This window comes from Halorussus caseinilyticus (assembly GCF_029338395.1).
Classification (GTDB): domain Archaea; phylum Halobacteriota; class Halobacteria; order Halobacteriales; family Haladaptataceae; genus Halorussus; species Halorussus caseinilyticus.
On record NZ_CP119809.1, the window covers coordinates 1,847,451 to 1,864,378 of the forward strand.

Here is a 16,928-nt window from a genome sequence, read left to right on the forward strand (position 1 = left end):
CAAACATCGCAGGCCGGAACGAAGTGGAGGCCGAGACGCGCAATCGGTCGGGGAGGGTGTGGCCCGCGGTCGCGGTGGGGCCTTCATCGGTTCAAGCCTGAAGCTAGCTCTCTCAGTAACAACTCTCGTCCGAAGCCGACTCCCGCTCGATAACTCACGTCCACCGTACCGTCTACGCGTCACCGAACACTCACACGGCCGTCACGAACCGAAAACCGACAACAGAAGATACCGACCCCCAGCCGAAAACACACCCGCCGCTACCCGAGAGGCTTCAGAGAGAAGGGAGAGCCGCATCTTCGGTCGCAGTCGGGCCGACTACTCGCCAGCCTTGCTCTGCCACTCGTAGTCTCGGCGCTTGCTCGACTTGCCGAAACCGCAGCTCGAACACTCCTTCTTTTTGACGTGATACGACTTCTCGCCGCAACGACGGCACTTCACGTGCGTCGTCTTGTTCTTTTTCCCCTGGCTCGGGGTTCCTGCTCCGGTCATGGGCTAATCGACACGAGGTTATCGCCGCGTATAATGGTTGTGTCTTCCTCGTCGGTGTCTTCCAGCACGAGGTTCATGTGCTGGTCGTATCCGGTGAGAACGCCCTCGAACTCTTCGCCGCCTTTCAATCGCACTGTGACCTCTTCGTCGAGAGAGGCTTCCAGCACGTCGAGCGGTCGTCCACTCATATTCAATACCGGCACCCGTGGGAGCCTTAAACGTACCGGAAACGCGTCTCTGTGGAAAGTTTCAATATTTGGCCAATGAATTGAAGTCTAGTCGTCGGCGTGGCGGCCCGAACCGACGCGGGAACCGCGGCGACCGGGCGTCGAGTCGGCCGGAATCGGACGCCGCGGCGGGGAGAATCGACCGACGGGACCGCGACGACTGGGCGGCGCAGTGGCGAGGGCCGACCGTCCGAGTGGCGAGGGCCGACCGTCACCGCGGCGCGAGATGTCGGAGTCGTCGCCGCGCCGACCGCGGACGCCTCCGTAGGGAGCAACAATTTTACGTCCGGGAGGTGGATACAGAGGCCTCTAAAAAACCTATACATTTTCTTTAGCAACGTATTTCGTGTCCGTTCTCCGCGGCCCACGACAGCGAACACCGGCGGGTCACGACGCCCAATCGACCATCCGCGCGTAGAGGTCGTCGCTCCGGAGGGCGTCCTCGTCGCCGACCAGCACCAGCGACTTCTTCGCGCGCGTGAGCGCCACGTTCACCCGGCGATAGTCCTCGAAAATCGGGCTGTCGAGGTTCTCGGCGGCGACGAACGAGACCACGATGACCTCCTTGCTCGACCCCTGAAATCGGTCCACCGTGTCCACGGTCACGTCGTCGGGGACGCGGCGGGAGATTTCGGCGACCTGCGCGCGGAACGGCGCGATGACGCCGATTTCCTCGACCGTCACGCCCGCCGCACGGAACTCCCCGACGATTTCGGCCACGCGCTCGGCCTCCGCGGGGTTGGTGTTCCCCTCGACGTTCCCGTCGGGGTCCACGAACGAGACGCCGCCGCTCCCCCGGAATTCGGCCGGAACCTCGGTTTCGGCAACGTCGGGGAGGTCCGCGAGTCGCTGGGCGGCCACCTCGCCGCTGGCCGGGCGCAACTCGCCGTCGTAGAACTCGCGGGACGCGAACGCCTGAATCCGCTGGCTCATCCGGTACTGTCGGTCGAGCATCACGCCCGCCTCCGGGGACTGCTCGATGAGTCGCTCGAACAGCGAGGTCGAGAGGCCGTTCTCGGTCCGGACGACCGGCGGGAGTTGCTGGTGGTCGCCGACGAGGACGAATCGGTCGGCGCGGTTGATAGCCGCGAGAGTCTCGGGTTCGGTCAACTGCGAGGCTTCGTCCACCAGCGCCACGTCGAACGACTGCTCGCGCACGACTCGGGACCCGCAGGTCGCCGTCGTCGCGGCCACCACGCTCGCGTCGCGCAACTCCGCCACGCGCTCCCCGGGGTCGCCCGCCTGTTCGAGGCGCAGGTCCTGCATGTCCTCGCGGACGCCGCTCTCGGTGCCGACGCGCACGATGTCCTCGAAGCCTTGGTCGCGCAGGGCTTCGAGCGCGTTGTCCACCGCGCGGTTCGTGAACGCCGAGAGGAGGACTCGCTCGCCCTGCTCCACGAGGGCGCGGATGGTCCGCGCGATGGTGTAGGTCTTGCCCGTCCCCGGCGGGCCGTGGACCAGCGCGAAGTCCTCGGCGTTCACGGCGAGGTTCACCGCGTCGTTCTGGCCCTCGTTGTTGTCGATGTAGGTCTCGCGGGCGTCCCGAAACTCGGGGGCGGCGCGGCCGAACAGCACGTCCTTCCGGCGCTCGTCGCCCTTGAGCAGGAAGTCGTGGAGCGCCGTCAACATCCGGTCGGCAGAGAGTTCGGACGGATACACGTCGAGTCGGCGGAGTTCGACCGGTTCGTCCGCGGTGACGACGATTTCCTCGCCGAGGCGTTCGACGCGGGCGAGTTCGGCGTGGCCGTTCACCGGGTCGCCGTCGCTGGCCATCACCAAGTCGCCCTCCCGGATTTTCGACACCGCGCTCCCGGCGCGTTCGGCCCGCATCTCCCATCGGCCGCCGTCGAGTTGGCGGCGGCCAGTGGGTTCGAGACCGATTAGCGCCCGGTCGTCGTCGGCGCGCTCCGCGGCGGTCTGCTCCCAGAGTTTGGCGTACTCGGCGTGGGTCGCCCGGCGCTCTTCCTCGATGAGTCTGTAGATGCGGTCGAAGTAGCCGCGCTCTTCCTCGGGGATTGCGGTCCCGATTTGGCCCGCCTTCGACTGCTGGTCTAAGCGACCCGAGACCACCATGCAGGCGTCCTGTTCGAAGCAGTATTCGCAGGTGGCGTCGGCCTCGTAACCGGTGGGCACGCCGGGGGTTCCTTCGGTGTCCTCGGCGGTGTCGCCCTCCGTCGGCGCGACGGCGTGGTACTCCATCGCGGCGATTTCGTTTCTGGTGCGGACCACGAAGTCCAGCAGACCGTCGCCGATGGAGAACTCCTTGGCGGGCGAGAGGTCCCCATCCTCTTCGGTCCGGTCGAGCGCCGAGTTCTTCGTGTAGAGCAGGGTTCCGGTGTCGGCCGGAACCCCCTTCTCTTGGAGGAGTAAGGCGTAACACGCCGCCTGAATCTTGTCCTGAAACCGGGGGTCGCGCTTGAGGTTCTTGCCGGTCTTGAGTTCGACGGGCATCCCGCGCCGGAGGGCGTCGGCCCGGCCTTTGATGCCGAATCGCTCGCTGATGAGCGTCTGCTCGCTCCGCCAGTCGTCTTCCTCCGTCAGGGCACCTTGGGCCAACCAGCCTTCGATTGCGGCGGCGTTCTGGCGGACCTCCTCGGCCACTTCGTCGCGTTCTCGCCCGAGCAGTCCGAGTTCGAGACCGGCCTCCTCGACTCGCTCCGCGATGCTCTCGTCCAACTCGCGGCCCCTGAGCAAGTCCCCGAAGACTTCGTGGACGATGGTCCCCTTGATGACGGGGTACGCCAGCGGGATGCCCGACAACTTGTTGAGGTAGTACATCCGCGGGCACTGGACCCACGACCGCACGTCGGTCACGTCCACGAGGAACGAGGGTTCCACGACGACGTAGGAGTCCTTGCCGGTGGAGTAAGTCGTCTCGCCGCGGTACTCGCCTTCTTCCACGTCGGTCACGAGCAACTCCATCCCTTCTTTCAGGAGTTCGGCGCTCTCGGTCCACTTGCCCCAGAGCGTGACCTGTTTGGGTCCATCGTCCTCCCGGACCGTGACCTCGGCGAGTTCGCGTTCGCCGTACTGCGTGCTGACGGTTCGGACTTCTCCGACCTCGACGGCTTCTCCCCGGACGTTCACGGAACAGTGGTAGCGCCCGACGGTAGAAAAACCCCGTCGGTCGCGGTTGCAGGCGGGACGTAAGCAGTCGGTCGAAAACGGAGGAAGTGGTTGGTCGAAAGCGATACTGTCTCGGCCGGGTTCGCGCGGCAGTCGTGCGGTCGTGCGGTCGTGCCGCGGTCGTGCCACAGTCGTGCGGCGGGGTCGCCAGTTAGTCCGCGCCGTGGGGCGGGATGTGTCCGCACTTCGAACACGACTCGTAACCGCGTGCGGCCACGAGTTTACCGCTGCATTGGGGGCATCTCATCGTAGGAGTCGGTAGCCGAGACGCAGTGATAAGCCTTCCTATAAGAAGAGTTAATTTGATGATTTGTGTATAAGGTTGCCTAATATTGCCTTGGTCAAGCGTGACGCACCATCAAGGGATGCGGGGACTCCAGCTGTGACTATCAGAAAGGCGCTCCGAATCGTGACGACGCCGCTCACGGCGTCGTCACGATTTCGGGAACTTTCCGATTACCGTCCGGGCGTTCGGACTACCGAGAAAAACCAGTCGGGTGCTACCCGGACCAACCGGCGCAGATGTCGTCGGTGATGTTGCTCCGCCACGTCTCGAATCCGGCCTCACAGTCCGGATTCTCGTGGATGTGGTCTATGAAGGCCGCGCCGGGATTCTGGAGTTCACTGCCGCAGAAGGGGCAGTCGTTCGGGTCGTTCCACGTTGCGGTCGTTGACATACACGATACGCCGACGTTCTGGCGTATAAATTCTGTGCAGGTATATCTAAAATACCTAAGTTGAGATAATATGCCCCTAATATATTCTCGTCGTTCAGACACCGAGGTCCGCGATTCTGGAGTCCCGGTTCAGGACCTTCTTGACGATTTCCGGTTCTTCGAGCAGTCGATGCTTGGTGTGGACCCCGCGGCCCCGACCCCGACCCTTCGTCTCGGAGTTGATGACGTTGAGGAAGTCCTGTTCCTGTAGAATCTCTTGCACCCGGCGCTCGGACAGCGAGTCCATGTCGAGTTTGCGCGCGATAGACTGATACTGCCGGTAAATCTGTTGGGTGGGGAACTGGTCGCGGGGCTTGTTCTCCGTCAGGACAGTCAGCGCAAGCAGAATCGCTTTCGCCTGCGTCGGCGCGCCCTCGATGAGTTCGGCGAATCGGTCGGCCTCCGTCTTCTCCTTGGCGGCGTAGACGTGTTCCTCGGTGACTTCCTCGTCCTCTTCCTTGGTGGCGATTCGACCGGCGTTCCGGAGAATGTCGATAGCTTTGCGCGCGTCACCGTGTTCTTGGGCGGCGAGCGCGGCCGTGAGCGGAATCGCGTCGTCCGACAGCACGCCGTCGCGGAACGCGTCGGCGCGGTTCTGAAGGATGTCCACCAGTTGGTGGGCGTCGTACGGCGGGAAGACGAGTTCGTCGTGGGCGAAACTCGACTTGACTCGCTCGTTGAGTTCGTCGGGGAAGTCTATCTTGTTCGAGATACCGATGATGCCGATAGTCGAGTCGGTGACGCGGCGGTTCTCGCCCGCCCGCGAGAGTTTTCGGAGAACTTCGTCATCTTCGAGCATGTCGATTTCGTCGAGGATAACGATAGCCACGTCGCTACAGGCGTCGATAATCTGCCAGAGGCGGTCGTAGTAGTCGCCGGTGCCGAGTCCTCGCTGAGGAACCGAGATACCGGTCTCGTTCGGTTCGTTGAGTTCCCTGCCGACCGTCTTGATGACGGAGGCTTCCGTCGTCTGTTCCCCGCAGTCGATGAACGCCGTTTCCACGTCCACGTCCTCGTGGCGGGCCTCGTTCTCGACGCGCTTGGAGACGCTTCGGGAGATGAGCGATTTACCGGTCCCGGTCTTTCCGAAGATGAAGAGGTGGGTTGGTTCTTGCCCGAAGATAGCAGGGTTGAGGGCTTCGGCGACCTTCTGCATGTGTTCGTCGCGCCCGACGATGCGGTTCGGGCCGGGGAGGTGAGAGATGCGGAGGAGGTCCTCGTCGGCGAATATCGGTTCGTCGTACCGGAAGAGCGGGTCGCGGTCTACGTCGTCGTCGGTAGCCATCTGATGGGAATGCCTTCGCACTTCAGCACATAAATGGAGGGGGTATCGTCGCGGATGTATCTCTCCACCGAACGACGAACTAGAAGGGTTTGGAACCAGTTCGCAGGAACCGACCCTTCGGAGTACCCTCGCGGATGTTCCGTCGGGCGAGACCGGACGAGGTGACGGGAAACTGATTGTGACAGACACCTACCTCGCGGATGTAAGTCGAAGGAAGGGTGGGTAGGGGAGGCGGGGAGAAGAAGGCGAGGGGAGAGGAGGATGGAGTAGGGGAGAGGAGAATGGAGTAGGGGAGAGGAGGATGGGGTGGAGAAGAGAAAAAGGCAGAAACCAGAAAGAAGCGGGAAACAAACGGGAGTCGAGAACACGGACGAGAATCACGGACCAGACCACGGACAAGAAAGTGAACGAAGGACAGCGAAGACGAAAAGACGAGAGAATGAGATAGCGATAATAGACAATTAGTATCGCATACAATTTACAACATACCATAAAACGATACATAAAACGGTATTTCATATAAATAAATTATAGTATACAAATACGCACTTATTATCCTTATTATATAATTATATGAGGGAATGAGAAAGCAAAGAGAAAAGAAAAAGAGGGAGAGAGTCACACACCTACGTCGCGTCTGTAACGGCGTGTGTATCTAGTAGTTCGACACACACCACTATCGCGGATGTAAATACGGTGTTTTAGGGCGCTTCAGAACCCAAAAGTCAAATATTGGGTTATCAATGTTCTTCTATTTAGTAATCCGTAAATACATCCGCGACAGTGGTGTCAGGGTCCGACGAAGCCAGCGACTCACGGTACCCCTCTCTCACCACTTACATACGCGACGGTGGTGTCTCCCCCCACGAGACGAGTCGAACGTCTCTCCCGACGCCGGAGTCCGAGCGAGACACGCCGCCTGCGGCAGAAAGATTTTGACCACACGTCCCCAACTGAAAACCGTGAGTCTCTATCGTAGCGTCCGGGCAATCGCCGACGCGTCGGGTGATGGACCCATCGACTGGGAAGCGGTCGCCGAGGCCGCGAAAGCAGTGACGCCTCCCGGTTCGCTCGCGTTGTCCGAGGACGAGCAGAAAGGCTACGCGGCCGACGTGCGGGACGCTCGCGCTCGCGTGCAAGAGGTTTCCGGCGCGGAGTTCGACGTACCCAACGTCGTAGAAGTGCAGAACCGCCACCACTGGATAGACGCCAACATCGACACCTTCCGGCGGGTGATGAAACCCGTCGAGGAACACGGTCCGGAAGTGATGCCGGGCGTTGCCCGCACCATCAACACCGGAACGATGTCGCTGATGCTCTCGGTGCTGGGCAAGAACGTCCTCGGGCAGTACGACCCCCTCTTGCTGGCCGAGGGCGACGAACACGCCCTCTACTTCGTCCGACCGAACATCGACCGCATCGCCCGCGAACTCGACGTGGACTACGACCGGTTCCGGCGCTGGATTGCGTTCCACGAGGTGACACACGCCGCGGAGTTCGGCGCGGCACCGTGGCTCTCGGACCACCTCGAAACCCGGATGGAGTCGGGAATCGACGCGCTGGCGAAGGGGCAACTCGACCGGGAGGCGTTCCGTGAACTCGACGCCGCGATGACTGCGGTGGAGGGCTACGCCGAACTCCTGATGGACGGCGCGTTCGACGACGAGTACGCCGACCTCCGTGAGAAGATGGAGGCCCGCAGGCAGGGCGGCGACCCCCTCTCCCGACTCGTCCGCCGGATGCTCGGTCTCGGCCTGAAGCGCAGGCAGTACGAGCGCGGAAAGGCGTTCTTCGAGGCGGTGGCCGCCCGGCGAGGCATCGAGGGCGCGAGCGTGGTGTGGGACCGACCGGAGAATCTGCCGACCGACGCGGAACTGGACGACCCCGAGCGATGGCTGGCGCGGGTCAGTCCGTAGTCGACGACTCCTTTTCCCACGTTCTTCCGGTCTTTTCCCTCACGTTCTTCGGATTCCTTCCTCACATTCCTCTAGCCCCTTCGCTCTCCCCGTTTTACATGCTCAATCAAAAAGATAAAAATTAACCAAGTTCGTCACGAACTCATGAAATCACGACTATGAACGATGGTGGCGTAATCGTCGTCGGTGCGTCGGCAGGTATCGGGCGGGAACTGGCGAAGGTCTTCGCGCGGAACGGCCACGAAGTCGGTCTCACCGCTCGACGGCGGGAAAAACTCGTAGAACTCGCGGACGAGTTGCCGACGGCGGGCTACGTCAAAGAGATGGACATCGCCGAAACCGACGAGGCGAGGGGTCGGCTTCGAGAACTCGCCGAAGAGATGGGCGGGGTGGAGACTATCGTGGTGAACGCGGGGGTGTTCTTCACGAACGAGTCGCTGGAGTGGGAAACCAAGAAGACGACCATCGACGTGAACGTCGCCGGATTCACCGCGATAGCGGACGCCGCGTTCGACTACTTCGTCTCGCGGGGCGGCGGAACGCTCGTCGGTCTCTCCTCGGTCGGCGCGCTTCACGGCGGCCGTGTCGCCCCGACGTACAACGCTTCGAAGGCATTCGTCTCGAATTACCTATCAGGACTAAGACAGAAGACGAGCGCCGAGGGACTTCCGGTGACGGTGACGGACATCAAACCGGGGTTCGTGGACACCGAATCGGCGAACGTCGAAGGCGCGTTCTGGGTCGCACCGCCCGAAGTCGCCGCCGAGCAGATTTTCGACGCGATTCAGGCCGACCGGAACCACGCCTACGTCACGCGACGGTGGCGACTCGTCGGGTGGTTGCTGAAGGCGCTTCCGGAGTCGGTCCACCATCTGCTGAACCGGTACACGTCGGTAGATTGACTTCCCTTCTCTCCAGACCCTCACCTCGAAATCCGGACCAGATACGCCAACAGCGCCGCACCGACGGCGAGTCCGGCGACGACTGCGGCCCCGACTTCGAGGAGCGACCCGCCGCTCGAAACCACGATAAGCCCGGCCGACACGCCGACGAGAACGACGATAGAGGCCTTTAGCTGTCGTCTCCCGCTTCGGTGTGGGTCGTCGTCAGAAGGTGGTCCGACCATGGTTACACTTCGTGCGGTGCACTAACGTGCATCTGGGCGAACTGCCAGTCGCTCTCGGTCCGGTCGGGACCGTTCCCTACTCGTTCGAGGACGCCGCTCCACCGGGTGTCGAACGACCGACGGTCGCCGTCGGTCGGCGTCCACGCCAGTTCCACTTCGTCGGTGAACCACGCGACCGACTCGCGGTCGGTCGTCCGGAGTCGGCGACTCTCGACGCCCCAGTCGTCGGTCGTCCGAGTCTGGTCGCGGAGGCCCTCGGCGACCGCCTCGTAGCCGGAGAGACGTTCGCTCACGCCGAACTTTACCACGTCGTCGCGCTCGGCGAAGTAGGGCGCGAGGGGGTCGCCGCGACGGAGCGCCTCGTAGTAATCCGCTACGGTCTCGGTCGGGTTCATGAAAAGTCGGTGTCGGCGGATTCGCTTAAGCCTACTCGTCTGCCACTGGACAGGTTCGTCCGCTACCGGACACGTACGTCCGACGCGGGAACGCCGGTCGTCGTCGCTCTGCCACTGTCGGGCCGATTGTCCCATCATCGGCGGGCCGATTGTCCCATCATCGGCGGGCCGGTCGTCCGGCTCGCCTACTGGAACGCTCGGCCAACGTCGTCGTCGTCGATGAGGTCGTCTAACTCCTCGTTCAGGAGGTCCTCGGCTTCCTCGAATCGTTCGGAGAGTTCGTCGGCGGGGTCGGGCCGGTCGTACCGGTCGAAGTCGATGGGACCGAACGCCGGACTGTCCAGCGCGTCCATCATGTCGTCGAAGAAGTCGTTCGGGGTGGTCGGCGCGTCGGCGTGGGCCTTCACGACTTCTTCGAGGTGTCGGGCCTTTTCCTCGGCGTCGTCCTCGCTCTCGGGCGGGTTCTGAACCGCGAACCGACCTTCGGTCTCCTGCTGGGGGAGGAACGACCCGATTTCGTCGTCCAGACTCCGCGCGACTCGCGTGCCCACGCCCCGGACCTCGTAGGGGTTCTTCGCGTAGGTCTTCAGGAGGTAGACGCCCCCGCGCGGATGCCCGAGATAGAGGTCCTCGCCGACGCCGCCAGCGCGCTTGCCACCGACTGCACGCCAGTCGTCGGGGTCCACGTCTTTCTCGACCACGTCCTCGACGATGTCCTTCCACTCGCGTATCCGCATGCTTACGTGTCTCATGCGACTGAAAGCGAATTAACGTATCGGTCTCGGCGCTATCTGGTGTCTGTCTCTTCGAGAACCGTACCATCGGCATCACCGTGACGAAGGTCCAGAAATCCCTCGGCCGTTCGCTACACACTGCAACCGCTCCCGTCAGAATTGCCACGATGGAGGCCCAGAAAGCCCCCGCCCGCTCGCGGTCGCTGAGCGACATATCCGTCGCTCGCTTCGCTCGCTCGGATAGTGGTCGCTCAGACGACCACGGGCCTGCGGCCCGCGAGCGGGCGGCCCCTTTCGTCCACCCAAACTGCCGGTTGGTCGGTCGAGCGCGTCCTGCTGGTTGGTCGGTCGAGCGCGTCCTGCTGGTTGGTCGGTCGAGCGCGTCCTGCTGGTTGGTCGGTCGAGCGCGTCCTGCCGGTTGGTCGGCCCGGCGCGCGGCAGGCGCAGACGCGCCTGCCGCGCGCGAAAGCAACTTCCACCTTTCTCTAAACAAGAAAAATACGTCTTAGAGACAGCAATACATTCCCTCCTACCGAACGCTCTCAGTTCGTGGACACGATGTCGATAACGTCTCGACTGTCGAGTACCGTGTCCGCGCCGACCTGTCGGTTGCTACGGCAGTCGATGCCGTGGAGGAAGCCCTCGCCGAGGTCCGAGTGGATGTGGTGGGCGAAGTCCTCGGCCGTCGCGCCCTCGGGCAGGAGGAAGCAGTCGGGCAGGACCTCGCCGTTCTCGTTGCCCAGACCGTTCGCGCCGCCGGGGAAGACGGGGACGAGACCCAACTCCTCGAACAGCGCCTTCTCCAGCGCGCTCTGGACGCCCGTGCCGTCGAAGTCGGTGACGAACGACTCGATGGCTTCCAGACCCTCGCGCTGGTCGCCGGACACGTCGCCGACGATTTCGAAGTCGCCGTCGCCCGGCCGGTACTCCACGGCCCCCTGTTCGTCGGCCTGCTTGAGGGCCTTCTCCGCGTGGGCGCTGACCGGCACGACGGTCAGATGCTCGTACTCGGGGTCGCTGGTGATTTCCTCGTAGTTCGCCTGCGCTTCGGGCGTGTCCATCTTGTTCGCGGCGACGACCATCGGCTTGGTCGTCTTGCGAATCTCGCGGGCCAGTTGCTCGCGGTCCTGTTCGTCCCACTCGGCGGGGTCCAGCGACAGGCCGAGCGACAGGATTTCGCGCTTGATTTCGTCCTTGTTGGTCCGGAACGCGCTCATCTGCTCGGCGAGTTCGACTTCGATGTCGTCGTCGTTACCGTCGTATCCGCTCTCGTAGCGGTCGATGCCCTTCTCCAGCACTTCGAGGTACCACATGTCCAACTCGTCTTCGAGGAAGTCGATGTCCTCTCGGGGGTCGTGGCCCTCGGTGGGTTCGCCCTCGATGTCGGTCGTGCCCGAGAAGTCGACGACGTGGACCAGCACGTCGGCCTCGTTCAGGTCCGTGAGAAACTGGTTACCCAGTCCCGCGCCCTCGTGGGCACCGGGAATCAGGCCCGCCACGTCCACCAACTTCGTCGGGACGAACCGCGTCCCGTCGTCGCAGTAGCCGACGTTGGGCGTGCATCGCTCGTCGAACTCCGGGGCGGCGCACTCGACCCGGACGTAGGCCTCGCCCACGGCGGGGTCGATGGTCGTGAAGGGGTAGGCACCCTCGGGTACGTCGTTCATCGTCGCGGCGTTGAAGAACGTGGACTTGCCAACCGAGGGCTTGCCCACGAGACCGATTTTGTAACTCATTGCTCCGAAGTGGCGGGTCGGCGTTAATAAGGCCTGCTACTGCCGGAATCGGGCGGTATTTGGTCTCACGGTACTCTGTGGCACGCACCCGTCTCCTCCGATACGCCAACGTCCCTCACGGCAGACGGCCTTTTTGTCGCCGGGCGTCGTGGGTTCGGTGATGATTCTCCGACCGTCGCCGACTCCAGAGACGCAACGATGGACGTGACCGGCCGCGCTTCCGACGCCGCGCGGTCGCTCGCGGGCCACGCCTCGTTTCTCGCGCAGTGGGTCGCCTACCGCGGCGCGAGCGCCCTCGAACCCCTCCGGGAGCGACTGCCGGGTCTCGGCCGCGACGAGACGCTGTGGGTCTTCGGCGCGCAGGGCGGCGCGACGTTCGCGGACAACGCGAAGTACCTCTACCTCCACGTCGCGGCCGAGCGTCCGGATATTCGACCGGTGTGGCTCTCGAAGAACGCCGAGGTCGTCACTCGCCTACAGGACGCGGGGTTCGAAGCCTACCACTGCTACTCGCTTCGGGGCCTCCTGCTGACGCTCCGGGCGGGCGTCGTCTTCCTGACGCAGGGCCACCGGGACCTCGCCATGCCCGCCACCGCGGGCGCGTTCACGGTCCTGCTCTGGCACGGCGTCCCCCTCAAGCACGTCTCGTGGGACGCCGGGTTTCGGGACCTCCCCGCTCCGGTCCGGCGCGCCCACGCGGACATGGCCGAAGAGTTCGACCTGCTCACGGTTCCCGGCGAGGGAGTCGCCGACACCTTCGCGTCGGGTCTCCGCATCGACCGCGAGCGAATGGCGGTCGTGGGCTACCCCCGAAACGACGCGCTCTTCGGCGCGGTTCCGGGCGAGGAAGTCGGTGCCGACGCCGCGGCGTTAGACCGAATCGGCGACCTCGCCGACGACCAGTCGCTGGTCTTCTACCTGCCGACGTTCCGGGAGTGGACCGACGAGTCGGTCGCCGACCGACTCGACTTGGAGACGCTCGACGCCTTCCTCGCCGAGCGAGACGCCACGCTGGTTTTCAAAACCCACCCTCGGGACCACCTCGAACTCCCGGAAGGTCTCTCGCAGGTAGTTCAACTCCCCGAGTCCACCGACATCTACCCGTTCCTCCGGCACGCCGACGCCCTCGTCACCGACTACTCGTCGGTCTACTTCGACTACCTCCTGCTCGACCGGCCGGTCGTGTTCTACCCCTACGACTTCGAGGAGTACCGCGCCCGCCGGGGCTTTTACTTCGACTACGAGGAGGTCACGCCCGGCCCGGTCGCCCGAACCTTCGACCAGTTGCTCGCGGGTCTCGACCGGGCGCTCGACCCGGCGGCCGACCACGACGCCGACCGGCGCGCGGCGCTTCGGTCTCGACTCCTCGACGGCGACCCCGCCGTGTCGGGCGAGTCGGCGACTGCCTCCGCCCCGTACCGGAGCGCGACCGACCGCACCACGGACGACGCCACGAACTGCGCGACCGACGCCGACCGGTCGGCGTCGGTCGCGCGACTCGTCGGGCGACGACTCACCGGCGTTCGGCCGAAATCGACGGACTCAGACCGATTACGTAGTCTATTGGGGTCTCTATCGTCTCGGTTGCGTTCGGCAACAGTATTTATATTGAAAAAGAAACCTTGAAGTTCACTTCGTCTCAACCCTCGGTTAAGGGTGGCAGACGGCGCTCGCGCGGCCGCGCGGGAGCGCCACGAAAACTGACAACATGGTACGCACGAGCGGAACGACAGGGCAGGACGCGCCGAACCGAACCGACGTATCGCTCATCGCACATCGGGGATTCGCGGGCGTCTACCCCGAGAACACGGTGGCGGCGGTCGAACAGGCGACGGCCGGAGTCGCCGTCGGCGGACGACCCGAGATGGTCGAAATCGACGTGATGCCCACCGCCGACGGGGAAATCATCACGTTTCACGACACCTCTCTCGGCCGCGTGACGGACGCGCCCGCCGAACTCGCCGACCGGAAGGTGTGGGAGACGCCCTACGAGACGCTGGCGGAGTTGGAAGTCCTCGGAACCGGCGAGCGAGTCCCCACGTTAGACGAGGTGTTGGACGCCCTCCCCTCGGAAATCGGCGTCAACGTCGAGTTCAAGAATCCGGGGTCGGCCGACGTGCGCCCCCGAGAGAACCTCCCTCCAGAGGCCCGCGCCGACCAGAAGGCCCTCTGGAAAGACTTCGCCGAGGACGTTCTCTCGACCCTCTCGGGCACCGACCACGACGTGTTGGTCTCGTCGTTCGCGGAGGGTGCGCTGGCGGCGGTCCGAGAGGTGGAACCCTCGGTCCCCCTCGCGGCAGTGTTCGCCGACTCCATCGCCGACGGGATGGAAGTCGCGCGCCGGTACGACTGCGAGGCGGTCCACCCGCCGTGGAACATGATAGCTGACACCGCGCTGTTCAACGCCGAGTACGGGTCGCTCGGTCCATACGAGGACATCGATCTCGTGGAAATCGCCCACGAGGAGGGCCGTGCGGTCAACGCGTGGACCGTCGAACGCTGGTACGAGGCCGACCAACTCCGGCAGGCGGGCGTGGACGGCGTCATCGCCGACTACCCCGGCGTCCTCCGGTTCGGCGGCACGGCGGCGGACTGACCCGCGTCGGCCGAACGCCCCGGAGCGTCGAACGCGAGTCCCGTCGGGCGAGTTTCCGCGCGCGCAAAGTACCTATTTAATATCGCATATCGAATCTGACGCTCCGTCGGGCCGAGAAGGGCCAATAGGGTTAATACCGACGACGTTGGCTTCTGGTGCGGTGACTTGTTCGTGATGGGGGTTATCTTAGCGGCCGGTATCGGGTCTCGACTTCGGCCGCTCACGCTTCAGAAGCCGAAGTCTTGTATCGAAGTGGACGGCGCGCCGATTCTCGCCCGCCAACTCAGCGCCTACGCCGACGCGGGCGTGACCGACGTGGTGGTCGTCGCGGGGTATTTGGCCGACGACGTGCGCGCACTCTGTGAGGAAGTCGCGGACGCGCGCCCGGAACTCGACGTGACTGTCCGCGAAAGCGAGGTGTTCGCCAACACCGACAACATGTACTCGCTGTATCTGGCGCGCGAGGAAGTCGCTGGCGACCCGTTCGTCCTGACCAACGGTGACGTGGTGTTCGAACCGGACCTGCTGGCCGACCTGCTCGCGGCCGACGCCGACAGCGCCGTCGCCACCGACACCGAGACGTTCTCGGAGGAGGCGATGAAAGTGACCGTCGGCGACGACGGCCGGGTGACACACATCGCCAAGGGCGTCCCCAAAGACGTAGCCTACGGCGTCTCGACCGACGCCTATCGCTTCTCCGCGGACTTCTCGGCCACGCTGTTCGAGGAGATTACCCGGACCGTCGAACGCGAGGGCAACTTCGGCGACTGGACCGAGGCCGCAATCGACCGCCTCGTCAGGAACCGGGACCACGACGTGGAACCCGCCGACGTGTCGGGTCGCCGGTGGGTCGAAATCGACGACTTCGCGGACCTCCGGAACGCGGACCGCCGGTTCGCCTCGCTGTCTCCCCTCGGCGAGAAGGAGGCGGTCTTCTTCGACTTGGACGGTACGGTGTATCTGGACGACGAACTCGTGGACGGCGCGGACGGCGTGATTGAGTCGCTCCGCGAGCAGGGCGTCGATGTCTACTTCCTGACGAACAACTCCTCGAAGTGGAAGGACGACTACGCCGACCGACTGACGAATCTGGGCGTCCCGGCCGACCCCGAAGACGTGTTGCTCTCGACCGACGGGGTTCTCCAGCACCTCCGGCGCACCGACCCGGACGGCGTGTTCGTCCTCGGGACCGAGACGATGCGCGATGCGCTGGCCGACCGTGGGGTCGAGGTGGTAGAGGACCCGGACTTCGGCGACGACGCGCCTGAAACGGTCGTGGTCGGGTTCGACACCGAACTCACCTACGAGAAGGCCCGGAACGCCACGCTCGCGGTCCGGAAGGGCGCGACGTTCCTGCTGGCCCATCCCGACGCAGTGTGTCCGACCGCCGAGGGGTTCGTCCCGGACTGCGGGGCCATCGGCGCGATGATAGAGCGCGCGACCGACCGGCAACCGGACCGGGTGTTCGGCAAGCCGAACGTCGAGATGATTGGGCCGGTCTTGGACGCCGAGGGGTACGCGCCCGACGAGGTTGCCGTGGTCGGCGACCGACTGGAGACCGACGTGCAACTCGCGGAGAACGTCGGGTGTGAGTCGGTGTGCGTGCTGTCGGGCGACGCGACCCGCGTCGACGTTGAGGCCAGCGACCGGTCGCCGTCGCTGGTCGCGCCGACCGTCGCCGCGTTGAGCGAGTTCGTCGGGGAGACCCCGGAAGCCGAATCCGACGAGCGCACCGACTCCCACGGCGAACGAATCGCGTCGGCCGAGCGCGGCGGAGGTGGCGACGAGTGAGCGAGGTTCGCCGGGGGTACGTCACCCAGACGCACACCGGCGCGGTCCCGTGGGACGAGGCGCTCCGGTCGGCCTCCAGAATTGGGTTCGACTTCGCGGAACTGTACATGGACGGAGCGACCGAGCGCACGCGACTCGACCCGAACGCGGTCGGGTCGCTGGCGGCCGAGGAGGGTCTGGACCTGCTGGTTCACCTGCCGTTCGTGGACCTCGAAATCGGGTCGCCGCGGAACGCGGTCCGGGAGGGGTCGCTGTCCGAACAGCGCGCCTGCATCGAGGCGGCGGCCGAGATGGGCGCGGAGAAGGCGGTCCTCCACGCCGGGACCAGCGCCCGGCCGCCCGAGTGGGAACTGGAGGAGGTTGCGCCGAACCTGCTCGACTCGATTCGGGTCTTGGACCGGTTCGCGGCCGACCGCGACGTGGAAATCTGCGTCGAGAACCTGCCCGGCGTCCCGTTCACGGTTCGGCACTTCGACCGGGTGTTTGCCGAAACCGAGGCGTCGATGACCTTCGACACCGGCCACGCCCGCGTAGACGGGATGGACGCCGACGAGACGGCCGACTTCCTCGCGGACCACGGCGACCGAATCTCGCACGTCCACGTCAACGACGCCCGCGAGGACGCCGACGAACACGTCCCCACGGGGTCGGGAACGACCGACTTCGGGACCGCGCTGGCACCCCTCCGCGAAGGGTGGGAGGGCACCGTCTCGGTGGAGGTCTACACCTTCGACTTCGACTATCTGGCCCTCAGCGCCGAGAAACTGGACGAGTACCTCTGAGTTCCC

General features: G+C 64.4%; 15 protein-coding genes. 6 read left to right on the forward strand and 9 right to left on the reverse strand.

What is annotated here, in order from left to right:
• Positions 1 to 318: 318 nt before the first annotated feature.
• The 5 genes from P2T60_RS09265 to P2T60_RS09285 form a co-directional block, all read right to left on the reverse strand.
• On the reverse strand, positions 319 to 492 hold the full coding sequence (locus P2T60_RS09265) for a 50S ribosomal protein L37e (protein WP_276278963.1): 174 nt from the start codon (positions 490 to 492) through the stop codon (positions 319 to 321).
• Complete coding sequence (locus P2T60_RS09270) at positions 489 to 680, reverse strand: LSM domain-containing protein (protein ID WP_276278964.1); 192 nt, start codon at positions 678 to 680, stop codon at positions 489 to 491. The genes P2T60_RS09265 and P2T60_RS09270 overlap by 4 nt, the downstream gene beginning before the upstream one ends.
• A gap of 426 nt (positions 681 to 1,106) precedes the next feature.
• The gene (locus P2T60_RS09275) at positions 1,107 to 3,806 is read right to left on the reverse strand and encodes an AAA domain-containing protein (protein ID WP_276278965.1); all 2,700 of its coding nucleotides are present in this window, start codon (positions 3,804 to 3,806) and stop codon (positions 1,107 to 1,109) included.
• Between the two features lie 539 nt (positions 3,807 to 4,345).
• Positions 4,346 to 4,522 carry a DUF7501 family protein gene (locus P2T60_RS09280; RefSeq protein ID WP_276278966.1) on the reverse strand — a complete coding sequence of 59 codons (177 nt, stop codon included), beginning with the start codon at positions 4,520 to 4,522 and terminating at the stop codon, positions 4,346 to 4,348.
• A gap of 94 nt (positions 4,523 to 4,616) precedes the next feature.
• Positions 4,617 to 5,846, reverse strand: a complete 1,230-nt coding sequence (locus P2T60_RS09285) for a Cdc6/Cdc18 family protein (protein WP_276278967.1) — start codon at positions 5,844 to 5,846, stop codon at positions 4,617 to 4,619.
• 962 nt (positions 5,847 to 6,808) lie between these two features.
• On the opposite strand from P2T60_RS09285, the gene P2T60_RS09290 reads away from it, so the two are divergent.
• Both P2T60_RS09290 and P2T60_RS09295 read left to right on the forward strand, forming a co-directional pair.
• Positions 6,809 to 7,762 carry a zinc-dependent metalloprotease gene (locus P2T60_RS09290; RefSeq protein WP_276278968.1) on the forward strand — a complete coding sequence of 318 codons (954 nt, stop codon included), beginning with the start codon at positions 6,809 to 6,811 and terminating at the stop codon, positions 7,760 to 7,762.
• 158 nt (positions 7,763 to 7,920) lie between these two features.
• Positions 7,921 to 8,664 carry an SDR family NAD(P)-dependent oxidoreductase gene (locus P2T60_RS09295; protein ID WP_276278969.1) on the forward strand — a complete coding sequence of 248 codons (744 nt, stop codon included), beginning with the start codon at positions 7,921 to 7,923 and terminating at the stop codon, positions 8,662 to 8,664.
• A gap of 20 nt (positions 8,665 to 8,684) precedes the next feature.
• Here the strand turns inward: P2T60_RS09295 and P2T60_RS09300 are convergent, their stop codons facing one another.
• The 4 genes from P2T60_RS09300 to P2T60_RS09315 all read right to left on the reverse strand — a co-directional run bounded on the left by P2T60_RS09300 (position 8,685) and on the right by P2T60_RS09315 (position 11,753).
• Entirely contained in the window at positions 8,685 to 8,807 is a 123-nt protein-coding gene (locus P2T60_RS09300) for a hypothetical protein (protein ID WP_276278970.1), read from the reverse strand.
• A gap of 83 nt (positions 8,808 to 8,890) precedes the next feature.
• Positions 8,891 to 9,283 (reverse strand): nuclear transport factor 2 family protein, encoded by a 393-nt coding sequence (locus tag P2T60_RS09305; RefSeq protein ID WP_276278971.1) that lies wholly within the window; start codon positions 9,281 to 9,283, stop codon positions 8,891 to 8,893.
• 185 nt (positions 9,284 to 9,468) lie between these two features.
• A complete protein-coding gene (locus P2T60_RS09310) occupies positions 9,469 to 10,020 on the reverse strand; it encodes a hypothetical protein (RefSeq protein ID WP_276278972.1) in 552 nt (183 codons plus the stop codon).
• Between the two features lie 539 nt (positions 10,021 to 10,559).
• Positions 10,560 to 11,753: a redox-regulated ATPase YchF gene (locus P2T60_RS09315; RefSeq protein WP_276278973.1), complete on the reverse strand. Its 1,194-nt coding sequence runs from the start codon at positions 11,751 to 11,753 to the stop codon at positions 10,560 to 10,562.
• Positions 11,754 to 11,951: 198 nt separating this feature from the next.
• Here P2T60_RS09315 and P2T60_RS09320 point away from each other — a divergent pair, with 198 nt between their 5' ends.
• The 4 genes from P2T60_RS09320 (at position 11,952) to P2T60_RS09335 (ending at position 16,922) form a co-directional block, all read left to right on the forward strand.
• Positions 11,952 to 13,379, forward strand: coding sequence for a CDP-glycerol glycerophosphotransferase family protein (locus P2T60_RS09320; RefSeq protein ID WP_276278974.1), 1,428 nt, complete (start codon positions 11,952 to 11,954; stop codon positions 13,377 to 13,379).
• An 82-nt stretch (positions 13,380 to 13,461) separates the two neighbouring features.
• Positions 13,462 to 14,349 carry a glycerophosphodiester phosphodiesterase gene (locus P2T60_RS09325; RefSeq protein WP_276278975.1) on the forward strand — a complete coding sequence of 296 codons (888 nt, stop codon included), beginning with the start codon at positions 13,462 to 13,464 and terminating at the stop codon, positions 14,347 to 14,349.
• A 174-nt stretch (positions 14,350 to 14,523) separates the two neighbouring features.
• Entirely contained in the window at positions 14,524 to 16,140 is a 1,617-nt protein-coding gene (locus tag P2T60_RS09330) for an HAD-IIA family hydrolase (protein WP_276278976.1), read from the forward strand.
• Positions 16,137 to 16,922, forward strand: a complete 786-nt coding sequence (locus tag P2T60_RS09335; protein ID WP_276278977.1) for a sugar phosphate isomerase/epimerase family protein — start codon at positions 16,137 to 16,139, stop codon at positions 16,920 to 16,922. The genes P2T60_RS09330 and P2T60_RS09335 overlap by 4 nt, the downstream gene beginning before the upstream one ends.
• Positions 16,923 to 16,928: the final 6 nt, after the last annotated feature.